The sequence below is a fragment of the Bartonella sp. B12(2025) genome (assembly GCF_053795135.1).
In genome coordinates this window covers 1230413-1253101 of record NZ_CP200031.1, presented here as the reverse complement: position 1 = coordinate 1253101, position 22689 = coordinate 1230413, and the positions used below count along the sequence as shown (strand labels likewise).

The following is a 22689-nucleotide window of genomic DNA, read 5'->3' as shown; positions in this document are numbered from 1 at the left end:
AACACAGAGAAGGGTCTTTTTGCGTAAAAGCGAGGAAAAGATTGAGTAGAGAGAAAGTGAAACAGGTGCGTTTTTATTTGAAACAACAGAAAGTGAAGAGGGGCAGTGATGGGTTTTCGTACACTTGATGATGTTGATGTTGCGGGGAAACGTGTTCTTGTGCGGGTCGATTTTAACGTTCCAATGGAACAAGGGAAGCTCTGCGATGAGACGCGTCTTAAACGACATAAAGAGACACTTGTTGAACTGCAAAGGCGTGGTGCTAAGCTTATTCTTCTTTCCCATTGTGGTCGACCAAAGGGACAGGTGGAGCCAGAATTTTCGCTGCACCCTGTTGTGCAAGTGCTGGAAAAAATAATCAACCAGCCAGTGGCTTTTGCATCAGATTGTATCGGGGAAGCAGCGCAGATAGCGGTTGAAGCGTTGCAAAACGGTGATGTTTTACTGCTTGAAAATATTCGTTTTCACCCAGGTGAAGAGAAGAATGATTGTCATTTTGTTGAGGCCTTAGCTCATAATGGGGATCTTTATGTCAATGATGCTTTCTCAGTTTCTCATCGTGCCCATGCTTCTGTGGAGGGAATAACGCACTTATTGCCTTCCTATGCAGGGCGTTCTTTGCAGCGTGAGTTGCAGGCATTAGAAAAAGGACTTGGCAATCCAACACACCCAGTGGTTGCTATTGTTGGAGGTGCGAAGGTTTCCAGTAAGCTTTTTGTGCTCAATAATTTGGTTGAAAAGGTTGATCACTTGGTGATTGGCGGGGGTATGGCCAACAGTTTTTTAGCAGCGCAAGGCGTCCATGTTGGAAAGTCACTGTGTGAATATGCGCTAATGGAAACGGTAAAAAAAGTTATTGAAAAAGCGCAAGAGTGCCAATGTGCGCTTCTGCTCCCTGTGGATGTGATCGTTGGATTTCGCTTTGAAAAAGATGCGCCGCATCATCTTTATAATGTTAGAGATATTCCAGAGGATGGGATGATTCTGGATATTGGTACGCGTTCTATTGAATATATCAATGCTGTGATTAATGAAGCTGCTACCCTTGTGTGGAATGGACCCCTTGGTGTTTTTGAGATGCCTCCTTTTGATCGAGGAACAATTGCAGTTGCACGCCATGCAGCAGAATGTAGTTTGACAGGGAAATTGGTTTCAATTGCTGGAGGGGGAGATACGGCTTTTGCACTTAACAAAGCTGGTGTTACCAATGATTTTACGTATCTTTCGACAGCAGGAGGCGCTTTTTTAGAATGGATGGAAGGTAAAGTGCTTCCTGGTATTTTCGCCCTCATGCAGGCTTAAAAAATTTATTTGAAAGAAGTTTAAAGAAAAGCTGTATTCGTGTTGTTATGTAAGGTGTGTTACTCACTTTTGGAAGTTAAGACAGGATAAAGAGGAACTTTTTATGAATGAACGTCTTGAAGATATAGCACTTGTTCTGGTGAGTGCAGGTAAGGGTATTTTGGCAGCAGATGAAAGTACTGCAACGATTGGAAAGCGTTTTGAAAGTATTGGTGTTGAATGCAACGAGGATAATCGGCGTGCCTATCGTGAAATGCTTTTTTCTGCAAAAGAAGCCATGGAAAGTGCTATCTCTGGTGTTATCTTATTTGATGAAACCATTCGCCAAAAAGCATCTAACGGGCAAATGTTGATGGATCTTATTCGTGATGCGGGTGCTTTTCCAGGTATTAAAGTCGATACCGGTGCCAAACCATTGGCAGCTTTTCCTCAAGAAACGATTACAGAAGGTTTGGACGGACTGCGTGAGCGTTTGAAAGATTATTATGCTTTGGGAGCACGTTTTGCTAAATGGCGTGCGGTGATTGCGATTGATGCACACACTCTACCAACGAGAGGGGCAATAAATCAAAATGCACAAGCTCTCGCGCGCTATGCCGCTTTGTGTCAAGAAGCAGGGATTGTACCGATTGTTGAACCGGAAGTACTAATGGATGGGCCATCGCGCCAGCATTCACTTATGCGCTGCTTTGAGGTCACACAAGCTGTTTTACACACAGTATTTAAAGAATTGTTTGAAGCGCGTGTTCTTCTCGAAGGCATGATTTTAAAGCCCAATATGGTGATCGATGGCAAGGATGCCAGGAATGCTTCACTGGAAGAAGTGGCTGAAAAAACAGTTCAGGCTCTTAAACGAACCGTTCCTGCTGCTGTTCCAGGAATTGCTTTTCTTTCTGGAGGGCAATCCGATGAAGAAGCAACGGCTCATTTGTCTGCTATGAATACTTTGGGAGCACTGCCTTGGAAATTAACCTTTTCTTATGGGCGAGCGTTGCAAGCGGCTGCCTTGAAGGCATGGGGTGGAAAAGAGGAAAATATTGCCGTTGCACAAAAAGCTTTTTGTCATCGTGCAAGGATGAACCATCTTGCCGCTTTGGGACAGTGGACAAAAGACCAAGAAAAATCGTGTGCTTAAAGAACAGAAAATTTCGTCCAATATGGGCCGCCAGCATTCATTTATGCGCTGCTTTGAGGTCAAACAAGCTGTTTTATACACAGTATTTAAAGAATTGTTTGAAGCGCGAATTCTTTTCGAAGGCATGATTATTAAAGCTCAATATGGTGATCGATGGCAAGGATGCCAGGAATGCCACTGGAAGAAGTGGCTGAAAAAACAGTTCAGGTTCTTAAACGAACCGTTCCTGCTGCTGTTCCAGGAATTGCTTTTCTTTCTGGAGGGCAATTCGATGAAGAAGCAACGGCTCATTTGTCTGCTATGAATGCTTTGGGAGAATTGCCTTGGAGACTTAATAGGCGGGCGTTGTGAGTGTCTGCCTTAAAGACATTGACTTTTCATTATAAATGATAAATTTATGTTGCTTCAAAGAGTTTAAGATCACTGCTTTTTCTTTTTTGTACATACTTTCCTGTAATCAATAAAAAGCACTCAATTGCAAGTTAAAGGCTGGAGTTGTAGGAGCAGCATGCGGCTTATGGATCGTGTGCGTGCTAAGAGCAAGTAGGGGCAAGTATTTGAAAGTTACAAAGGATGGGAGCTTGGTTTGTCTTTACATATATCTGTCATTCGTGAGGATAGTGGGGCTTCATGGATTTCATTTAGATTCATTCATGAGCGATGCCGTAAGATAGATAGGATTAAGAGCCTATAAAGAAATATCTCTTAAGTTTTCCTGAAAATCTTCTTATTCTGTTATGCGGTCTTGTTTTGTGTATGGGTAAAAATATTTACACAAAAGCAATAGTTCTCTGTTTTCTGGAGAAAATTTCCTGAAAATTTTAAAAACAATCGCTATTTTGTGCTGATTTTTAAACTGGTCAAGGGCTTTGAGGCTTTGACATGGGTGTGAATGCTCTTACAATGGTACTCAATGGCGCAGGCGCACAAAATATCCGTTGAACTAACAAGACAGTTTATGTAGCAGAAAAGACAGTGAAGACAATGTCAATTGATGATAGAATGGCGCACAGAATTGTCTTCTTTTTCCACTTTATGTGACAGTGAGTACCGTCGTTTTCACTTTTATGGAAGTATAAGTCAGTTCCATCATCCTATTTATCTGCTTTCTAATGTTGTGGTTGCTCTTGCATTTGGAAAATTCTCATAGAGGGGTATGTTCTATTCATTATAAAGCTGCTTTTCAGGTTATACACAAAATCCTTTATGAGCTTGTTACGGAATAGTTTTTTCTGATTTCTCATAAGTGTATTTGAGTAACGAAATATGGCAGTATAAAGGAAGTTAATTCAATATAATTAATGGTGATTTATTTTAAAATTAATGTGTTGTTATTTAACAGCGTGGCTGTATTTCTTTTAAAAAATATAAATTTGCCCAAAAATTAAAGCGCTTTTTGTGTTCAAACGATATTTGTGAAATGCATGTGTGTAGTCAAGAGCAATTTAGGTTGATGAGTTATTGTGCGCTATAAATGGAATCCAACACTAGACAGGTGTTACTTTCTTTTCTTTTTGTATAATCACTGTTTATATAAGTATAATCGTTCTACATTGTTTTCAACATGCAAAAAGCCCCGTCAAAAGCGAGGCATCTTATTCGCAGTCTCTAAGGTATTTTTCATGAAAGCTTTTAAAGTGCGTTTCTTTCTTAGCTCCAAACAGGCTAATCGCTTTCAATGTACAATAACTTTGCTAGAAATTTTTTCGCAATTCGCAATCAGAAGTAGGCTTTTACATGCCAAGATTACCAAAACGATTTTTAAATTTAGAAACACGACCACCGCGATCCACGAGTGTTTGAGATCCACCCGTCCACGCTGGATGGGTTCTTGGGTCGATATCCAGATTAAGGACATCCCCTTCTTTTCCCCAAGTGGAGCGCGTCGTATACTTGGTACCATCCGTCATAACAACGGTAATTCTGTGATAGTTGGGATGAATATTCGCTTTCATGCGTCAAACCTTTTACGTATATAGAATGAAATGGCACTTGCTTTGTTTTTAAAGTGCGCTTCCTTTGTCTTTGTTGATAAATTGATTAAAACATCATTTTTATAACTGAGCACGTATCAAAAAACAAGTCTTCATGATACATCATGACATCAAGTATTATAGATAACCTAATACAGTGAGCAAAACTCTATGAATCTTTTCAATCGTTCAGAAAAATCTGCAAAGTCTTCTACTACAAAGCCTTCATTCTCTTTGTTTACAACTTTTAGCCCTTATCTTGTGCGCTATTGCTGGTTGTTTGTCTTTGCCTTTCTTGCGTTGCTTCTCGCTTCTTTTGTTACGTTGGCTTTACCCATTGCTATTCGTCAAATGCTTGATCATGGTTTTTCTGCTTCAAGTCATGGCAATATTAATTTTTACTTCGGTATTTTATTTATATTAGCCTTGCTTCTTGCGCTTGCTTCAGCCTGCCGTTATTACTGTGTTATCACCTTGGGAGAACGGATTGTTGCCGATTTACGGCGTGATGTTTTTGTGCATATTATGCAGCTTTCTCCTGCTTTTTTCGATAAATCACATTCTGGTGAACTTGTTTCACGGTTATTAACAGATACAACGCAAATAAAATTGGCCGTTGGCTCGACCGCCTCTACGGCTTTACGTCATTTGATTGTGGTGATCGGAGCAATCGTGATGATGGTTATTACCAATGCCAAATTATCCTTTCTTGTTTTGCTTGCTATCCCCTTTGTTGCTATTCCGTTAGTTGTCTTTGGGCGCAAGGTTCGTACACGTACACGCGCTGCGCAAGATCGTTTAGCAGATGCCAATGCTTTAGCAACGGAAAAGGTAAGCGCTATTCGCACTGTACAAGCTTTTACCGCTGAAAAACTTGTTTCTGCACGTTTTTCACAATTGATAGAACGAGCTTTCCAAACAGCACGTGCTTCCGTGAAGCTCCGTTCCTTTTTTACGGGTTTTGCAATTTTTCTAGTTTTCAGCAGTGTGGTCGCTGTTTTATGGATTGGGTCTCAAGATGTTTTGAATAAAACCATGACTGGTGGAGAATTAGGTCAATTCGTTCTCTATGCAGTTTTTGGAGCTTCAACCTTTGCACAATTATCGGAACTGGGGGCAGAGTTAATACAAGCAGCAGGCGCTGCTGAACGGCTCGCTGAATTGTTGCAAGAACAGCCTGCTATTTTAGCTCCAAAAGCTCCCTCACCATTGGCTAAACCTGTCCAAGGTGCGATTGTTTTTGACAAAGTTGATTTTACTTACCCTTCTAGGCCAAAGGAAGAAATTTTGCGCTCTCTTTCCTTTTCTGTCAATGCGGGTGAAACTGTTGCTTTTGTTGGCGCTTCAGGTGCAGGGAAAAGCACCATTTTTTCTTTGATTCTTCGTTTTTATGATCCGACAAGTGGTCAAATTCGGTTTGATGGCACTGAAATAAATCGCCTTTCTCTTAAAGATTTACGCAGTTCAATTTCTTATGTTCCGCAAGATGTTGCTATTTTTGATGGTACGTTACGTGATAATATTATTTTTGGTACCGAAAATATCAATGAAGAGCAAATCATTGCTGCAGCTAAAACAGCTAACGCACTTGAATTTATTGAAGCTTTACCAAATGGCTTGGATACGGAAGTAGGAGAGCGCGGTACCATGCTTTCTGGCGGACAAAAACAACGCATCGGTATTGCACGTGCGATTTTAAGAAATGCTCCCTTGTTACTGCTTGATGAAGCAACGTCAGCCTTAGATGCAAACAGTGAAAAATTGGTGCAAGAAGCCTTAGAAGGACTGATGCAAAATCGAACAACACTGGTGATTGCTCACCGTTTAGCAACGGTTTTAAAAGCAAATCGCATTTTCGTGATGGATAAAGGTGCCCTTGTTGAAGAAGGAACACATACCGAACTCATCGCAAAAAACGGAGTTTATGCTTACTTAGCTAAACTGCAATTTTCACTGGAGTAAGCATGCGTCATAACGAGCAGCATTTTTCTGGTTCCTTGTCGTTTGTCTAAGAAAACACAAAATACCACTTCTACATTACCTTTTTTAAAAGAGTATTTCTTTTGAGTTTTTAATGTCTTTTTGAGGGTTTTTCTCATTGGATGCATGTGCTCAATGTAAAGCCAGTTATGGTATTTTTTACGAAACATCCGCATCATGACCAGTTTATTGTTGCTGGTTTAAAGGAAGTCGATAGTAGTGCTCTCCCTATTTCCTTTAGAGAATATTTCTTTTGAGGTTTAAATGCCTTTTTTGAGAGTTCTTTCTAATTTGACGCGAATGTGTTCATTGCCAGCGATGATATTTTTTTTGCAAAATATATTGTTACCGCCTTCTTTATCCGTAACAAAACCACCAGCTTCACGAACCATTAGCATTCCAGCAGCCATATCCCAAATTTGCAGATTATTTTCCCAAAATCCATCTGTTCTTCCAGCAGAAACATAAGCCAGATCCAGAGCCGCGGCTCCAAAACGGCGAAGTCCAGCAACTTCAGCCATCACATTGCGCAGTTCGATAAGATATGCTCCATGATTGGGACGACCCAAATGGGGCATGCCCGTTGCAATGACACAATCTTCTAATTTTCGTCGTGCAGAAACGCGACAGCGCCGGTCATTAAAGAAAGCACCACCACCGCGTTCAGCGGTAAACAGCTCATCACCAACGGGATTATAAATCACACCAGCAACGATTTTTCCTTGGCTTTCCAAGGCAATGGAAACAGCAAAAAAAGGAATGCCGTGGAGAAAATTTGTTGTGCCATCCAGAGGATCGACAATGAAACGATGCTGTGAATCTTCCCCAATAATTTCCTCAGACTCTTCCATCAGAAAACCAAATTTTGGTCGCGCTTTGCTCAATTCATTGAAAATAATTTTTTCAGCTTTGCGGTCTGCTTGGCTTACGTAATTTGCTGGTCCTTTCAAAGATACCTGCAAATTTTGTACTTCACCGTAATCACGTACTAGTGAGCGTCCAGCTTTCATTGCGGCTTGCACCATGACATTCATGATCGCAGAATGGGCCATCTTTTATTCCTTTATTTATCCTTTATCATTTGCACGGCGCAAATAAATCAACTCGTTGGTATCAACAATGACACGTTCACCAGCATTAATAAAAGGTGGCACAAGAATACGAATACCATTTTCAAGCATTGCAGGCTTATAAGAGGCTGTGACTGTTTGCCCTTTGAGTGCAGGGTCAGCCTCAACAATCATCACGCTAACTTGATCGGGAAGTGATATGCCGATTGGCTTTTCTTGATAAAGTTCAACGGTTACAGTCATCCCATCTTGTAGAAAAGCAGCGCGTTCACCTACAAAATCCTTTTGCAGTTCAAGTTGTTCATAGGATTGCGAATCCATAAAGACCAAAGCATCACCTTGTTGATAAAGAAAAGTAAAATCCTTTTGTTCAAGGCGTACTCTTTCAACTGTTTCGGCAGCACGAAATCGTTCATTGAGTTTTGTATTATCGATCAAATTTTTCATTTCGACTTGATTAAATGCGCCGCCTTTGCCCGGTTTTACGGCATTACATTTAACAGCTACCCACAAGCTTCCTTGATGCTCGATTACATTACCAGGGCGAATTTCATTGCCATTAATTTTCATTGTTTATATCCAATTCCATTTCTGAAAAAAGAGCTCTCTTTTTATCCTTACGGCAATCTTTTTCGTTGTCTTTACGGCAAGCTCTTTTGTTGTTTTGTGGCAAGCTCTTTTGTTGTTTTTATGGTGAGCCCCTCTTGTTTTTTTATCTTTATAGAGGGAAAATCCTAGAAAGTACTTCCCAAAAAGAGCTTCTATGTATTCTTACTTTTCAGTTTTTTGCAAGACCATAAAAACAGCTAAGACGCAAGCCCTTTAAAAATTTGCACAAAGATTTTTGTAAGAATTTATCTATTTGAAGTGAAGAATATTATTTTTTCAAGCATTTCTTAGAAAACAGGAAGGAGCTTTGTTGCTTCTTTGCGTGCACTTTCCAATTGTGCATTGTCCATACCTTGGAGCATTATTTCAAGATCAAGTGCTTGCACTTTTGCTTTCTTTGCAAGCATATACCATGCCGCTGCCATTATCGTATTGCCTTTTGTCCCTATCCCATCGCGATAAAGTCTTGCAAGAGAAATTTGTGCTGGTGGGATCATGTTGAGGGCATTGGTAAGAAGCAAATAAAAAGCACGTTGAAAATCAGTTTCTCCCCCACGGCCTTGCACAAGCCATTGTGCTAAAAGAATTTGAGCCATAGGATGTTTATTTTGGGCAGCAACTTCCATAAGTTTGCGTGCATTCACGTCATCCTTTGGCCGTGTTAATGTTCCCAAAGAAAGAATTTTTGCAGCAGCAAAAGCAGCTTCAGAATCACCAAGGGTAGCGCCTTTTAAAAACCATTTTAATGCTTGTTCTATCGCTTTATTTTCACGGCTTGGTGAAGTAACGCCTGCAAGAACTTGCTTTTCACGTGAAGCTTTATAAAGAATCAATTGTCCATAATGAAAATAGGCTTCTTTCACTCCAGCTTCTACAGCTTTTCGAATAAACTTTTCACCAAGTTCCTTATTTTGTTTGATAAAATTGCCGTCCAGCAACATAAAACCATAGTATAATTGTGCTTGTGGTTCGCCTTGTTTTGCTGCGCGCCCAAACCACAAAGCGGCGCGCGCGCCGTCAAGAGGAACAGCAGATCCTTCCATATAAATTCGGGCAACCAGAGTTTGTGCAAAAGGATCGTTTCGTTCAGCACGCCTGAGCGCTTCACGAAAGGCTTTCAAATAATAGCCTTGGACATAATAGTCATAAGCTTGATCGTATTGTCCAGCTTGTAAGGGGTGAAAAGGTTCTTCAGTTTTTGAAGTTTTTTGAATAGTATTAAGAGACTTTTCAAAGTTTAAAGATTCTTCGGTGGTTTCAGCAGAGTTTGCAATAGTTACAACGCTTGCAAACAAAATCACTCCCACGATAAGCAGCTTAATGCTTCTTTTGATCATGGATATTCCCTCTTCATCACGGCTAAGGATTTTTACATTTTTCTTTCATCATTTCAAGCAAAACCAAAGGATTGTCGTGTGCAAAAATAATTTCTTCGACAGCAATAAATTCACAGGTGGTTTTTAATATTTCATCAAAGGTTGCAAAATCGCTTCCCGCTTGAACAATGGCGGGGATTTCCATAATCTCTGCCCACCATTGTGCTAATTGGATATTGCGAGGGTGAGCGTGCGGTTTTTTATCAGCACCTAATTTTCCAAATAATAGATAATCGACGCCTGCTTCCCCTGCAATCATTGCACAATGACGATTACGCAAATTTCCAAAACCTATTATTTTTTGGTTTTTTTTCTGATTTTCGAAGTGCTCGAGAGCATTAAGATCACCCTCTACATGCAAACCATCAGCCTTTATTCGTCCAGCAATTCGGCTGTCACCAGCGATGAGAAGGGCGGCATTATTACGTTGAATATCTTCCACGTAGATTTGCGCTTGTTTTTGTAAAAAAAACGCATCATCCTTTGAACCCTGAGAATCATAGAGGATAACGCATACAAAAGACTTTGTTTGCAAGATTTGGCGCAAAAAGGTGGGCTGTAAGATACGCCGAACATCTAATGTCAAAACCAATTGAGGAAAAAGGTGGGGGTCAATTGATTTACTTTTTTGTTTTGTCATACAAAATCCTTGATTCTTAAAAATTAAAGATTCATCCTATTGTGTGTTTTTTGCTAAAGTAAACGGCTGTTTTTGTGACTTGTAGAGATCCATTTATGGGGTATCAGTGTGTTTTCAGCCATAATACGCATTCTTTTCATTGTGATATACGTATTAATGTTTTTTGTTCCTTAGCCTTATTGACGATTTTCATCAACCATATTCCCAGAATTTTATATGAAGTTATAACACATAAAAACTTTGGTTTTTCTGATTTAGCAGAAATATTTGTTTTACTTTTGGTGATTTTTCTTTGGCTGCGCTTTCATGCGTGGTTACATTAAGAGTCTTTTACTTTGTATTGTACACAAACTTTGGCAGAGAGCTTTTCAGCTTTATGAGGCATTTCACTACTTTTGCAACTTGAAGTCTTTTTAGGTGCTTTTTTATTGTGGCGTACAGAAAAAGTTTTATCGACGAACAATGTGGGCTTCTTTTTCACATAGCCTTTCACTTCATCGCATTTTCTAGCATCTTAAGTTTTAGACATTAATCGGGGTATAAGAATATTTTCCCGCCTTGTATTGTTTTGGTGCTTTTGTGCCTTTTGCACTTGATGGAAGTTGTAAACAAAAAAGCTATTTTTTTTGGTTTGTTCATACTGTACTTCAGCAGATTTTATGAAATTGCTTCACCTTCTTATCTTTTACAGAGGCAGTGATTTTTGAATCCTTTGTCTTGGCAATTCTATCATAAGGTTTGATCAGAACTTTATTCTTAAACAAAGAAAACAATTATCTTTCAGTATTTTTTGATTTTTTTCAGTAGGTTACCTTTTGTTTTCGCTATTATGGGTTTGCTTAAACTGGTGGGGGCATTGGGGGGTGGTGGCTTGGCCGGTCTTGCCCATTCATTAACTTTAATAAAACCTTTTTAAGTTTGCCGCATCTACTCCATATTGTTGCGTTATTATCGCTAATCCTTTGCTTGCACAATTTGTTTCGTGTCTCCAAGCGATATCTTTTAGCAATTTTAGGAGAATACAGTTTACCCGTCTTTGTAATGGAGATTGTTTTTGCGATATTTGGATAAATTTTAAAAACAGTGATGACAGGAATGCTTTTTTCCGATAGCTTATTAACCATAAGTGGTATGGCTATGCAGTTTGGGTCGCCATTATTGTGAAAAATGTCGATCCCTTCAGCAGTTTTCTCTGAGGAAACCTGCGAAGTTTATAAGAGCGTGCTTTTGAGATATTAACTTTAGCGTAAGAAGCTCGTTGCGCAAAAGTTTTGAAAGGGGTACTCAATACTTAAAAAAGCATTCTACACAGCAACAAAAGAAACTTTTAAACTCTCACTTCGTTAAATGTTTATAATTTTGTGCTGATATTTGGAGTATAAAAGCGTGAGCGCATATAAACGTCCATATGATGAACCCATTATCATGATTGAGCATAATGCTTTTGAAAATGCCTTTAATCGCCTCTATGAAGAAACGATGATGCTGATTGAAAAAACAGCAGCTTACATTGATACAGAAGGCAAATTAGCTGTACGCTCTCTTCCAGCAGAGGTTTCTGCACTCTATGCGAAAGAAGCGATGTATTTAAGTACACGGCTTATGCAAATCGCTTCTCAACTTCTCCTTATTCGTGCAGAACGTGAAGGAGAAATGTCACCAGAGCAAATACAAAAAGAAATTGCAAAAGTATCGCTTCATACACCGACGCTGAAACTAAAAAGTGCTCATTGGCAAGAGTTTCCAGAAGTTTTCCGCGACTTTGTCGTCCGTTCACTTCGTCTAGAAGCGCGTATGCAGTATATGCGCTATGGTAGAGAAGACGGATCTTCCTATATCTTAGAAGAGGACAATCCGGTGGGCAAACAAATCGAATTGCTTAAGATAGCGTTTAGACGTTCTTAGAAAATTTTGTATCTTGTTTCGTTTTCATTCTGTTGTATGTTTGCTTTCTTAAAACGCATTCTGATTAATGCCTTCTGTTTCCTCTGTTTTCTTTGCTGTGTGGCCTCTGTTCAAATGCGGAAAAAATGTATAGACTTATTTTATGGCAGAGGCGATTCGTATTATAGGCATTGATCCCGGACTACGGCACACAGGATGGGGCATTGTCGATCTCTCGGGGAATCGCCTTCAATTCATTGCAGCAGGGACACTTTCTTCTGATACACGATGCGACCTTGCTTCCAGACTCTGCCAGCTTTATAAAGGACTTTCAGAGATTGTGCATCAATTTATGCCCCATGAAGCTGCTGTGGAACATGTGTTTGTCAACAAAAGTGCTACGGCAACTTTAAAACTTGGTCAAGCGCGTGCTATTGCACTGCTTGTTCCAGCGCAAGCAAAGCTTCCAGTTTTTGAATATGCTCCAAATAAAGTCAAAAAATCGGTTATTGGTGTTGGCCATGGCGCTAAAGAACAAATTCATATGATGGTAAAAATTTTGCTTCCACGTGCTGAATTTGATAGCAGTGATGCAGCCGATGCGCTTGCGCTTGCGCTTTGCCATAGTACACATCGCAGCAGTAGCATCAACGGATCTTATCATTCAAAGGTTCTGGTATGATTGGCAAATTAAAAGGTATCCTTGAACACATCTTTGATGATCATATACTTATTGATGTTCAGGGTGTGGGCTATGTTGTTTTTGTGTCAAATCGGTTGCGTTCTTCTTTACCAGCTCTTGGTGAGAGTATTAGCCTCTTTATTGAAACACACGTTCGTGAAGATTTCATTCGCCTTTTTGGTTTTGCTACAAGAGTTGAACAAGAGTGGTTTTGCTTGCTGCAAAATGTTCCTAGTGTGGGTGCAAAGGTTGCTTTGGCAATTTTGGGCACTTTATCGCCGGATGAATTATCACAAGCAATTGCATTAAGCGACATTGCAATGATTAGCCGTGCTCCGGGTGTTGGTAAAAAAGTCAGTGAAAGAATTGTAAGTGAACTTAAAAGAAAAGTACCATCCTTTCACGAAAATGCAACCTATAGTGCTCCCCCCCATTTGGAGATGACAAATCAGCCAATTAATGATGCGCTCTCTGCTTTGATAAAACTCGGTTTTGAACGTGATCAAGCGGCCAAGGCTCTTGCTTTAGCGATGAATGCTCTTGAAGGGGAAACCGTTTCCTCTGCATTGCTTATTCGCTATAGTCTTAAATTGCTTTCTTCTTCCACTTAGCACAAGGTAACAATGAATAAAGATGAAGACAAACGCCTTCTTGGCAGTATTTCCCTTCCAAACGATCCTGATCGTTCCTTAAGACCACAAGTACTTGATGACTTTATTGGTCAAGAAGCAGCACGCGCAAATTTGAAAATATTTATCGAAGCGGCAAAAGCACGTCAAGAAGCGCTCGACCACGTTTTGTTTGTGGGACCACCCGGTTTGGGAAAAACGACGCTATCACAGATTATGGCTAAGGAACTAGGCGTTAATTTTCGCTCTACCTCAGGGCCGGTTATTGCCAAAGCGGGAGATTTAGCGGCTCTCTTAACCAATCTAGAAGAACGCGATGTCCTTTTTATTGATGAAATTCACCGTTTAAATCCGGCAATTGAAGAAATTCTTTATCCGGCCATGGAAGATTATCAGCTTGACCTTATCATTGGTGAAGGGCCTGCTGCGCGCTCGGTTAAAATTGATCTCGCCAAATTCACCTTGGTTGCTGCAACCACACGTTTAGGGCTCTTGACAACACCATTACGGGATCGTTTTGGCATCCCAATTCGGTTAAATTTTTATACCATAGAGGAATTGGAATATATCGTTCAGCGTAATGCTCGGATTTTTTCGGTAGAGATCAGTGATGATGGTGCCCGTGAAATTGCGCACCGAGCACGTGGTACTCCACGGATTGCAGGACGGCTTTTACGGCGCGTTTGTGATTTTGCACTGGTCAAACGAGCAAAAAAAATTGACCGAAAGATTGCTGATGAAGCTCTTTCTCGTCTTGAAGTTGATCATTTTGGTCTCGATCCGCTTGATCGTCGCTATTTGCTGCTGATTGCAGAAACTTTTTTAGGTGGGCCGGTGGGCATTGAAACGATTGCTGCTGCTTTATCAGAGCCGCGTGATGCCATTGAAGATATTGTTGAGCCGTATCTTCTCCAGCAAGGTTTTATCCAGCGCACTGCCCGTGGGCGAATTCTTACAGAAAAAACTTGGAACCATTTAGGACTTTGTGCTCCAGCTTCCACGGTTTCAACACAAAAACGTACTCAATTGTTCGATACACAGGACTATTCACCACTGCAAACAGCTTTATGGAATGGAGAAGATGAATAAAACATCTTTTTTAAAGCACAACCATAAAGATGTTTTTCATGTAAAACGGTTGCATTGTCCTTGGATGAATTCTGACAGCAAGAGATTGGAGTTGTTTAATATTTTGTGCCACAGGTTCCACGATTTTACCACAAAACACGCTCAATTACTCGATATTCAAGAGTATTTACCACAATGATTTTATGGGATGGAAGATGACTGAAAAAAAAACTTTTAAAAATAATCATACAAATGTTTTTCATGACTTTCAGATGCGCGTTTATGTTGCCGATACAGATTTTTCTGGCGTGGTTTATCATGCACGCTATCTAGAATTTTTGGAACGGGGACGTTCAGAATTTTTACGAGATACAGGTTTTAATAACAAGATGTTAGCATCAGGTGCTGAGGGTGAAAAACTGTTTTTTGTTGTACGCCATATGGAAATCAATTTTTCACGACCGGCACAAATCGATAATCTTTTAACAATCAAAACACGGATTAGTCGCATTCAAGGAGCGCGCTTTTTCATGGAGCAATATGTTTTGCGTGAGGATATGATGTTGGTAACAGCACAAGTGGAAATTGCTCTTATTAATGAGACAGGAAAACCACGACGTTTACCCAAGGAGCTTTTTTCAACAATTCTTGTTTGAAGGTGTACTCTGTTTAAAAGTGATATTGTATTGGCTCTTTTAAAAGAAAGAGGGGAGTTTGTTTTCTTAAATTTAGAGCCTATAAAACAATTTGCTTTATTAAATTTTAACAAATGAATCTTTCATTTAAAGGGACAAGCATTATGCCACACGTAGAACTAACAAATCCGGAAATGATTGGAGTTTTGAGTTTGTTTATGCAAGCGGGGTTGGTTGTTAAAGTTGTTATGATTGGGTTACTGTTGGCTTCCGTATGGAGTTGGGCAATTATTTTTGATAAAATTTTTACCTATCGGAGAATACGGCGTGAAATAAAACAATTTGAACGCATATTTTGGTCAGGGAAGGCTTTAGAAGATCTTTATGTAGAATATAAAATTCAGCACATCAGCAGTATATCTGCAGTTTTTATGGCAGCAATGGGGGAATGGAAAAAATCTCTTGAAAAAGGAATTCATACATCCATAAGCTTACAGAGCAGAATTGATAAGGCTATGGATCTTACTTTGGGACGCGAAAGTGCAAAAATAGAATCAAAATTAAGCTTTCTTGCAACACTTGGATCAGCAGGACCTTTTATCGGCCTTTTTGGAACGGTTGTTGGTATTATGGGGTCGTTTCTTTCTATTTCAGCATCTCAAAACACTTCGCTTGCAATTGTTGCACCAGGCATTGCGGAAGCGCTTTTGGCTACTGCTGTTGGTTTATTTGCAGCAATCCCAGCAGTTATTGCTTATAATAAATTGAACAATGAAAGTGCTCGGATAATCGCACAAATAGAAAATTTTGCCGATGAATTTTCGACAATTGTTTCACGGCGTATCGATGAGACACTCACATCTCATTCATCATTATAAAAGGAGGTTATTTATGGGCGTTTCTGTTGCTTCTTCTTCTTTTAGAAAAAATATGCGCAGACGGCATCGTTCACGCAGCCAACCGATAAGCGAGATTAACGTAACACCTTTTGTTGATGTCATGCTGGTATTGTTGATTATTTTTATGGTCTCTGCTCCGCTTTTGGTCAATGGTGTTCCTCTTGATTTGCCTTATAGTCAGGCTGGACCCGTGCAAACGCAGAATACTCCACTTACGGTTTCACTTGATGCGCAAGGACGCTTCGCTATTAATCAAGATTATTATGACACACCTGAAGCTTTGATTGCACAACTCAAAGTTCAATTAGAGACTGATCCTGCACAAAAAAAACAACGTATTTTTGTGCGTGTTGCTAAAACTGTTGAATATCAAAAAGTGTTAAAATTGCTTACCGATATTCAAAAAGCAGGTTTTTCACAAGTTGCTTTAGCCAGTTTGGCACAGTAAAGTTTATCATAAATTGTTACAGGTTATAGGTAAAAATAGCGGAAAATGATTAAAAATAAAAAATGCAAGGTATGGAGATGAGCAAAAACTCTTATCATAACATGAAACGAGGCTTGGGTTTATCTCTTGCAGGACATGTGATTCTCCTTAGTTTGGGGGCTGTTCATCTCGTCAGTCCTGTCTCCTTGCCACAACAATTGGAAGTTATTCCTATTACTCTTGCTCCTCTGGTTCAAGAGCTTTCTTCTCAACAGGGTGCATTGAATGCTCCTGTGCGTGCAATTGCTGCGGTGAAACCAACCATTAAACCACAAGAAAAAGAAGAAGCACATCACGTTGGAGAGGGACAGATAGATAGTCTTGCGCCTTTTAGACCAAAAGAAAAACTGCGGTCTGTTGAGATAACACCTCCATCTTCGGGAGAAGAGAAAGCATTGGAAAAATCTTCACCAGAGTTTACAGAACAAGAATTATCAGAAGCAAAAATAAAGGAGATTGTAGAAATATCTCAAGAGAATGTTTCAAAGGTTATGCCAGAGGAGTTTTTCGAAATTCACAAAAGTGAAAATGAAGAAGTGGTGTCATCACAAGAATCGGCTTCAACGGTACAAAAATTGCCTGTGAAGCAAGCAACAATACGTCAGCAGGATCCTAAAATTATGCTGCCAAAAAAATCTTTTCTTCCACAGTTTAAACCAAAGCCTGCCAAAAAATCCGCGATTCAAAATGCACAAGCATTGAAAAACAAAGAAATGACGAAGCAGACAATTAAAGATATTTTGGCAATGGAAGAAAACGATCTTCTCAATCGTGCACGCACGCAAGGAGGTGGAGCAAAACGCTCTAGTACGCCAGAATCTTTGGGTGGACGAAAAAATATTGGCGATATCACAAAAATGGCACAAACATTGGTCAATATTGTTGGGGGATGTATTCAACAGAAGCTTAAGCTTGTGGCGCTTGGGGGTGATTTTAGAAACCGTCCGATTGTGCGTTTGCGATTTTACCTAAGCCGTGAAGGAATGGTTATAGGGGATCCAATTATTGAATCCTTAAGCGGTACGGAGAGTCAGCAAGCGATTATGATAAGACAGGTGCATGCAGCTGTTTTTTCATGTCAACCTTATGCAAATCTTCCACGCGATCAATATGACTTGTGGGGGCAGGGGTTCGATTTTAATGTTGACCCTCTTCAAGGAATAACACGATGAAAGATATATTTTTTTCTTCAATGAAAGGATAGATGCCATCATGACTATGACGAGACACAAATTTTTTTCTTGGTTTATTGTCACTTGCGGTTTGTGGTTTTCGAGTTTTTCATCTGTTCATGCACAACTGAAGGGTACTATTTCTAGTGCTGACTTTAAACCTATTCCCATTGCAATTACGGATTTTATTTCCAATGATTCAATTGGGTTGAAAATAGCAGCTGTGATTACAGCTGATCTCGAGCGGTCGGGTCTTTTTTTACCGCTTGACAAGGCATCTTTTTTTGAAAAAATCTCTAATCCTAATAGGCAACCGTATTTTTCTAGTTGGCAAAAAATAAAAGCACAAGGGTTGGTCACTGGGCAAGTTATAAGAGAAGTCGACGGACGATTGAGAGTTGATTTTCGTTTATGGGATGTCTTTGCACATCGACAACTCAAAGGACGGCGTTTTTATACAGCTACAGAGCGTTGGCGGCGCGTTGCGCATATGATTGCAGATGAGATCTACAGTGAGATGACAGGAGAAAGTGGTTATTTTGATACACGAATTGTTTTCATAGATGAAACAGGCCCCCAAAATGCACGCGTTAAACGTTTAGCGATTATGGATCAAGATGGAGCAAATTTAATCTATATTTCTGATGGTAGTGAGTTGGTTCTTACACCGCGTTTTTCACCAAAACGACAAGAAATTACCTATATGGCTTATGAACATAATCAAGCGCCTCATGTTTATCTTCAACAAATTGAAATGGGGCAAAGGGAATTGATAGGGACCTTCGATAATATGACGATTGCTCCACGTTTTTCTTCTGATGGACAAAAAGTGATCATGAGTTTGCTGCAAAATGACGGTAGTGCGAACCTCTACACCATGGATTTACGTACCCGCACGATGACGCGGCTTACAACAACTTCAGCCATTGATACATCAGCTTCTTATTCTCCCGATGGGACACAAATCGTTTTTGCATCAGATCGTAGCGGAAAGTCGCAAATTTATACGATGAATGCCGATGGTAGCAATGTCCAGCGTATTTCTTCAAATGGAGGGAGCTATTCTACACCCATTTGGTCACCACGTGGTGATTATATCGCCTTTACAAAACAATCAGAGGGACAGTTTTCTATCGGTGTTATGCATCCTGATGGACAAGGAGAACGAATTTTAACTACGGATTTTCACAATGAAGGACCAACTTGGGCTCCTAATGGTCGCGTGCTTATGTTCTTTCGCAAAAATCCGGGTATGGGTCCTAAACTTTATACGATTGATATTACTGGACGCAATGAACGTCAGTTGCCCACACCTAATGATGCTTCTGATCCAGCATGGTCGCCATTGCTTACTGTACAATAAAAATAAAGTGCTCAATAAAAACAAACAGTGCGCAAATCATGAGATCAGGACAGCAACAAATCGCCTCCACAGTTTAAGAAAGGTGGTTTTCTACATTTACAATTGATTTTATTCGTCTGAATATATTCTAAAGCTTTCTGCTGTCTTTTCTATAAAACTTTCTTTGAGAAAAACGCCTTTATAAAAGAGTTCCTTTAAAAATTGAGAGAAAGCTTTTGAGTTTTTTATTGAAAGTATTTTAGAATCTAGATGGATCTATATGGGATGTCCTGCTGTTGAAGCAGGACTTTGTGTATGTTGCGGCAAAAATGAGAGACGATTGCACTTTTATGTAGAGAAAGGTTTTCATTGAAAAGAGAATTCACACAGTGATGATTGCGTAGGGATTATACAGATAATTTCGCCAAAATCTCATCGCTAACATCAAAATTGGCATAAACATTTTGCACGTCATCATCATCTTCTAATGTCGAAATAAGTCGTAAAACTGATAAAGCTTTTTCTTCATCTACTGGCGAAAGGGTGGTCGCTTTCCAAACAGTTTTGATCGATTCTGCTTCTCCAAGTTTTGCTTCAAGCATTTTAGAAACTTCGCCAATATCTTCAAACGCGCAGATAATATGATGTCCGGTTTCTTCTGACTGTACATCTTCGGCACCGGCTTCGATTGCTGCGTCCATGATGCTGTCAGTTGTTCCTGCGTCCGGCTTATAGATGATTTCACCAATTCGATTAAACATGAAGCTCACGGAACCTGTTTCCCCTAGAGCCCCACCTGATTTGGTAAAGGCGGCTCGCACATTTGAAGCGGTGCGATTGCGGTTATCTGTTAAAGCTTCGACAATAACTGCAACACCGCCTGGACCATATCCTTCGTAGCGCACTTCATCATAATGTTCGACATCGTTTCCTGAAGCTTTTTTAATCGCGCGTTCGATGTTGTCTTTTGGCATCGACTGTGCCTTAGCATTCTGGACAGCGAGTCTTAAGCGTGGATTCATTGCCGGATCAGGGGCACCTTGTTTAGCTGCAACTGTAATTTCACGTGCAAGTTTAGAAAATATTTTTGAGCGCATTGCATCTTGACGCCCTTTACGGTGCATAATATTTTTAAATTGTGAATGGCCTGCCATAGTTTTCTTTCCAGTTTTTGTTTTTTTTCTGGTTGGGCTGTCCCTTAAAAATTTAAGACTCTGAAATATGCATCCCACCAGAACAAATGTGCTGCAGCATAAGGTGAAGTGATCGAATAAGCCTTTATAAGAAAATTCACCTTAAAGGTAAAGACACTCTGTTGAGGATCATTACAAGACAGGTGTCTTGTCGTTCATCAAAAATCAGGCTATAACAAAATATGATTTCATGGAAAAGGTAGTTGATTCCATGCCTTGCTTTATTAAGAGTGAGTGACGAAAATCTGATGTATAAGCAGTGCTCTAGGGTGGGCGATAACCTGCCTCAATAAAAAAGAGGCGAATAAGAGGATATTATAGAGATGGCAACGCGACTTTTGATGCCTAAAGCGACAGCAGTTTGGTTGGTTGATAACACTGCTCTTTCTTTTGATCAGATTGCAGAATTTTGTAAATTGCATGTGTTGGAAGTAAAAGCTATTGCCGATGGTGAAGCTGCTCACGGTATTAAAGGTCTGGATCCAATTAGTTCTGGGCAGTTGACGCGCAGTGAAATTGCACGGGTGGAAGCTGATCAAACAGCGCGCTTAAAAATTTCCGAGTCTAGGGTTCGCGTTCCTGAAAAAAGACGCAAAGGTGCACGCTATATCCCTCTTTCTCGGCGTCAGGATCGTCCAAATGGTATCTTATGGTTGGTAATGAATCATCCTGAGTTGAAAGATGCACAGATTGCGCGGTTGATTGGGACAACAAAAGCAACTATTGAACAAATTCGCCTTAGAACCCATTGGAATAGTGCTAACCTAGTTCCTTTAGATCCTGTAGGGTTGGGGCTGTGTTTACAAATTGATTTGGATTTCGAACTCCAGCGTGCTGCAAAAAATCGCCCTGTCTCTGCAGAAGAAGATAGGTCTTTGCTTCCAGCATCAGTGACGGAAAATGTTGCCTTGAATGAAGATCAGGGGAAAGATGAGCTTAACAAAAGTTTTGATGCCGATAAAGTTTTTGCAAAACTGAATGCGCTGCAGAAAAACCGTCAGGATGATGACACATAAACAGGATAGTGTTATGGTATAAGTGTAAGTGCAATTTCACGTTGGTGCTGAAAGGCTGTGTGTGAAAAAACTATTGGAAACTTAAAAAATGATAAGAGGTAAAAACAGAGAAAATTTTGTTTTCATTAGGAATTAGCAACTATTCTTGAGAGCTATTGAAGGAATCTATCCTTTCGATTTTTATGTCTATAACAAGGAGAATCAGTATATGCATTCTACCAAAAATGTTGTCTTTTATCCCTTAACCGTGGTCTTTTTTTTCTCACTGATCTTGGTTGGTTGTGGCAAAAAAAATATCGGTGCTCTCAACGGTATGAATAGCACTTATTGGAGTAATGCTAGTTTTCATCAGGCGCCTTCAGGTTCAGGAAAGGAATTTACTGTTGACGTTGGAGATCGCGTTTTCTTTAGTCTCGATTCTTCTTCAATTGATTCTGATGCTGAAAGTATTTTAATGCGTCAAGCAGAATGGTTGCTTCGTTATCCTTATTATTCTATTATGATTGAAGGTCACGCTGATGAGCGTGGTACACGTGAATATAATTTGGCACTTGGGCAGCGTCGTGCTGTTGCTGTGCGGAACTATCTGATTTCCCTTGGTGTGTCTGCACAACGGATTCAAACGATTTCTTATGGGAAAGAAAGACCTGTAGCAGTGTGTGATGATATTTCTTGTTGGAACCAAAATCGGCGTGCTGTTACAGTTATTAACGACATGAACGGTAATTAAAAAATGAATGGTTTTTTTAAACTATTGAATTAGCTCTTAAGGGGAGAAAAGTATGTGGATGTATCGCAAAAAAAATTGGAAAACTGTCTTTTGTATAGCGGTTTTCATGGCTTGTTTTTCTTCGTTTGCTCAAAGTGCAGCGCGAAAGGCTTCTCAATTCTCTACGTATGATCCAGCTTCCGATGCTGTGGATAAGGCTCCTGATGCTGTAAAAAAGGCGCCTGATGCCGTAGAGGAAACTCCTAATGCCGTAGAGGAAACTCCTAATGCTGTAGAGGAAACTCCTAATGCTGTAGAGGAAACTCCTAATGCTGTAGAGGAAACTCCTAATGCTGTAGAGGAAACTCCTAATGCTGTAGAGGAAACTCCTAATGCTGTAGAGGAAACTCCTAATGCTGTAGAGGAAACTCCTAATGCTGTAGAGGAAACTCCTAATGCTGTAGAGGAAACTCCTAATGCTGTAGAGGAAACTCTTAATGCTGTAGAGGAAACTCCTGATGCAGTAGATGAAGCTTCTGATGCAGTAGATGAAGCGCCTAATGCCGTGGATGAAGCTCCTGGTTTTGCGGAATAAGGCTTCTGGTGCTGCGGGGGGTCGGATCTCTCTTTAAAGGTTATGATTGGGTAAACCTTTAGAGAGGATACGTGTGGTATTTGAGCATAATGATCTGAAGAATGTCAAAAAACAATTTTATTGGTTTTTTGATAAAAAGGCTCTTCTGTTTATTCTTTTTCTTTTGAGAGTGCTACTCTGGATGAAAGTTTTTAGACTATAAAGAAAGTGAGCAGGTGCTTATAACGGGAGATGGCCAGAACAGTGTTGTTCATGTGGAGAGCCTTATGAGGGTAAGGTGCAAAGCTGTAATC

Annotated in this window: 23 protein-coding genes and 1 pseudogene; 17 read left to right on the top strand and 7 right to left on the bottom strand. The window is 40.0% G+C overall.

Annotated elements, in window-relative coordinates:
• Positions 1-108 precede the first annotated feature (108 nt).
• From V3564_RS05575 to V3564_RS05565, 3 genes and pseudogenes are all read left to right on the top strand, one after another.
• The gene (locus V3564_RS05575) at positions 109-1302 is read left to right on the top strand and encodes a phosphoglycerate kinase (protein WP_455480591.1); all 1194 of its coding nucleotides are present in this window, start codon (positions 109-111) and stop codon (positions 1300-1302) included.
• Positions 1303-1405: 103 nt separating this feature from the next.
• The gene (locus tag V3564_RS05570; RefSeq protein ID WP_455480590.1) at positions 1406-2437 is read left to right on the top strand and encodes a class I fructose-bisphosphate aldolase; all 1032 of its coding nucleotides are present in this window, start codon (positions 1406-1408) and stop codon (positions 2435-2437) included.
• Positions 2438-2462: 25 nt separating this feature from the next.
• Positions 2463-2770 (top strand): annotated as a pseudogene (locus V3564_RS05565) (class I fructose-bisphosphate aldolase); the annotation flags it as partial.
• 1400 nt (positions 2771-4170) lie between these two features.
• Here the strand turns inward: V3564_RS05565 and rpmE are convergent.
• Entirely contained in the window at positions 4171-4392 is a 222-nt protein-coding gene (gene rpmE / locus V3564_RS05560; protein ID WP_455480589.1) for a 50S ribosomal protein L31, read from the bottom strand.
• Between the two features lie 189 nt (positions 4393-4581).
• Between rpmE and V3564_RS05555 the strand changes: the two genes are divergently transcribed.
• On the top strand, positions 4582-6372 hold the full coding sequence (locus V3564_RS05555; RefSeq protein ID WP_455480588.1) for an ABC transporter transmembrane domain-containing protein: 1791 nt from the start codon (positions 4582-4584) through the stop codon (positions 6370-6372).
• A gap of 278 nt (positions 6373-6650) precedes the next feature.
• Here the strand turns inward: V3564_RS05555 and V3564_RS05550 are convergent, their stop codons facing one another.
• The 4 genes from V3564_RS05550 to V3564_RS05535 form a co-directional block, all read right to left on the bottom strand.
• A complete protein-coding gene (locus tag V3564_RS05550; protein ID WP_455480587.1) occupies positions 6651-7442 on the bottom strand; it encodes an inositol monophosphatase family protein in 792 nt (263 codons plus the stop codon).
• A gap of 15 nt (positions 7443-7457) precedes the next feature.
• Positions 7458-8030, bottom strand: a complete 573-nt coding sequence (gene efp / locus V3564_RS05545; RefSeq protein ID WP_455480586.1) for an elongation factor P — start codon at positions 8028-8030, stop codon at positions 7458-7460.
• A 326-nt stretch (positions 8031-8356) separates the two neighbouring features.
• Entirely contained in the window at positions 8357-9406 is a 1050-nt protein-coding gene (locus tag V3564_RS05540) for a tetratricopeptide repeat protein (RefSeq protein WP_455480585.1), read from the bottom strand.
• Positions 9407-9428: 22 nt separating this feature from the next.
• Positions 9429-10085, bottom strand: a complete 657-nt coding sequence (locus V3564_RS05535; protein ID WP_455480584.1) for a thiamine phosphate synthase — start codon at positions 10083-10085, stop codon at positions 9429-9431.
• Positions 10086-10180: 95 nt separating this feature from the next.
• Here V3564_RS05535 and opgC point away from each other — a divergent pair, with 95 nt between their 5' ends.
• The 11 genes from opgC to tolB all read left to right on the top strand — a co-directional run bounded on the left by opgC (position 10181) and on the right by tolB (position 18904).
• Positions 10181-10408 carry an OpgC domain-containing protein gene (opgC, locus tag V3564_RS05530; RefSeq protein WP_455481464.1) on the top strand — a complete coding sequence of 76 codons (228 nt, stop codon included), beginning with the start codon at positions 10181-10183 and terminating at the stop codon, positions 10406-10408.
• A gap of 595 nt (positions 10409-11003) precedes the next feature.
• The gene (locus V3564_RS05525) at positions 11004-11156 is read left to right on the top strand and encodes a hypothetical protein (RefSeq protein WP_455480583.1); all 153 of its coding nucleotides are present in this window, start codon (positions 11004-11006) and stop codon (positions 11154-11156) included.
• Positions 11157-11471: 315 nt separating this feature from the next.
• Complete coding sequence (locus tag V3564_RS05520) at positions 11472-11990, top strand: DUF1465 family protein (RefSeq protein WP_455480582.1); 519 nt, start codon at positions 11472-11474, stop codon at positions 11988-11990.
• A 142-nt stretch (positions 11991-12132) separates the two neighbouring features.
• Positions 12133-12651: a crossover junction endodeoxyribonuclease RuvC gene (ruvC, locus tag V3564_RS05515; RefSeq protein WP_455480581.1), complete on the top strand. Its 519-nt coding sequence runs from the start codon at positions 12133-12135 to the stop codon at positions 12649-12651.
• Positions 12648-13262, top strand: coding sequence for a Holliday junction branch migration protein RuvA (gene ruvA / locus V3564_RS05510; RefSeq protein WP_455480580.1), 615 nt, complete (start codon positions 12648-12650; stop codon positions 13260-13262). The genes ruvC and ruvA overlap by 4 nt, the downstream gene beginning before the upstream one ends.
• 12 nt (positions 13263-13274) lie before the next feature.
• Positions 13275-14369, top strand: a complete 1095-nt coding sequence (gene ruvB / locus V3564_RS05505; protein WP_455480579.1) for a Holliday junction branch migration DNA helicase RuvB — start codon at positions 13275-13277, stop codon at positions 14367-14369.
• Between the two features lie 194 nt (positions 14370-14563).
• On the top strand, positions 14564-15004 hold the full coding sequence (ybgC, locus tag V3564_RS05500) for a tol-pal system-associated acyl-CoA thioesterase (protein ID WP_455480578.1): 441 nt from the start codon (positions 14564-14566) through the stop codon (positions 15002-15004).
• 143 nt (positions 15005-15147) lie between these two features.
• Entirely contained in the window at positions 15148-15861 is a 714-nt protein-coding gene (gene tolQ, locus V3564_RS05495) for a protein TolQ (protein WP_455480577.1), read from the top strand.
• Positions 15862-15874: 13 nt separating this feature from the next.
• Positions 15875-16330: an ExbD/TolR family protein gene (locus V3564_RS05490; protein WP_455480576.1), complete on the top strand. Its 456-nt coding sequence runs from the start codon at positions 15875-15877 to the stop codon at positions 16328-16330.
• A gap of 77 nt (positions 16331-16407) precedes the next feature.
• Positions 16408-17541 carry a cell envelope biogenesis protein TolA gene (locus V3564_RS05485; RefSeq protein ID WP_455480575.1) on the top strand — a complete coding sequence of 378 codons (1134 nt, stop codon included), beginning with the start codon at positions 16408-16410 and terminating at the stop codon, positions 17539-17541.
• 40 nt (positions 17542-17581) lie between these two features.
• Complete coding sequence (tolB, locus tag V3564_RS05480) at positions 17582-18904, top strand: Tol-Pal system beta propeller repeat protein TolB (RefSeq protein ID WP_455480574.1); 1323 nt, start codon at positions 17582-17584, stop codon at positions 18902-18904.
• Positions 18905-19290: 386 nt separating this feature from the next.
• Here the strand turns inward: tolB and V3564_RS05475 are convergent, their stop codons facing one another.
• A complete protein-coding gene (locus V3564_RS05475) occupies positions 19291-20037 on the bottom strand; it encodes a YebC/PmpR family DNA-binding transcriptional regulator (protein WP_455480573.1) in 747 nt (248 codons plus the stop codon).
• Between the two features lie 362 nt (positions 20038-20399).
• Here V3564_RS05475 and V3564_RS05470 point away from each other — a divergent pair, with 362 nt between their 5' ends.
• Together V3564_RS05470 and pal are read left to right on the top strand one after the other, a co-directional pair.
• The gene (locus V3564_RS05470; protein WP_455480572.1) at positions 20400-21092 is read left to right on the top strand and encodes a DUF1013 domain-containing protein; all 693 of its coding nucleotides are present in this window, start codon (positions 20400-20402) and stop codon (positions 21090-21092) included.
• A 208-nt stretch (positions 21093-21300) separates the two neighbouring features.
• Positions 21301-21822: a peptidoglycan-associated lipoprotein Pal gene (gene pal / locus V3564_RS05465; protein WP_455480571.1), complete on the top strand. Its 522-nt coding sequence runs from the start codon at positions 21301-21303 to the stop codon at positions 21820-21822.
• A 153-nt stretch (positions 21823-21975) separates the two neighbouring features.
• On the opposite strand, the gene V3564_RS05460 is transcribed toward pal, so the two are convergent.
• Positions 21976-22440, bottom strand: a complete 465-nt coding sequence (locus tag V3564_RS05460) for a hypothetical protein (protein ID WP_455481463.1) — start codon at positions 22438-22440, stop codon at positions 21976-21978.
• Between the last annotated feature and the right edge of the window lie 249 nt (positions 22441-22689).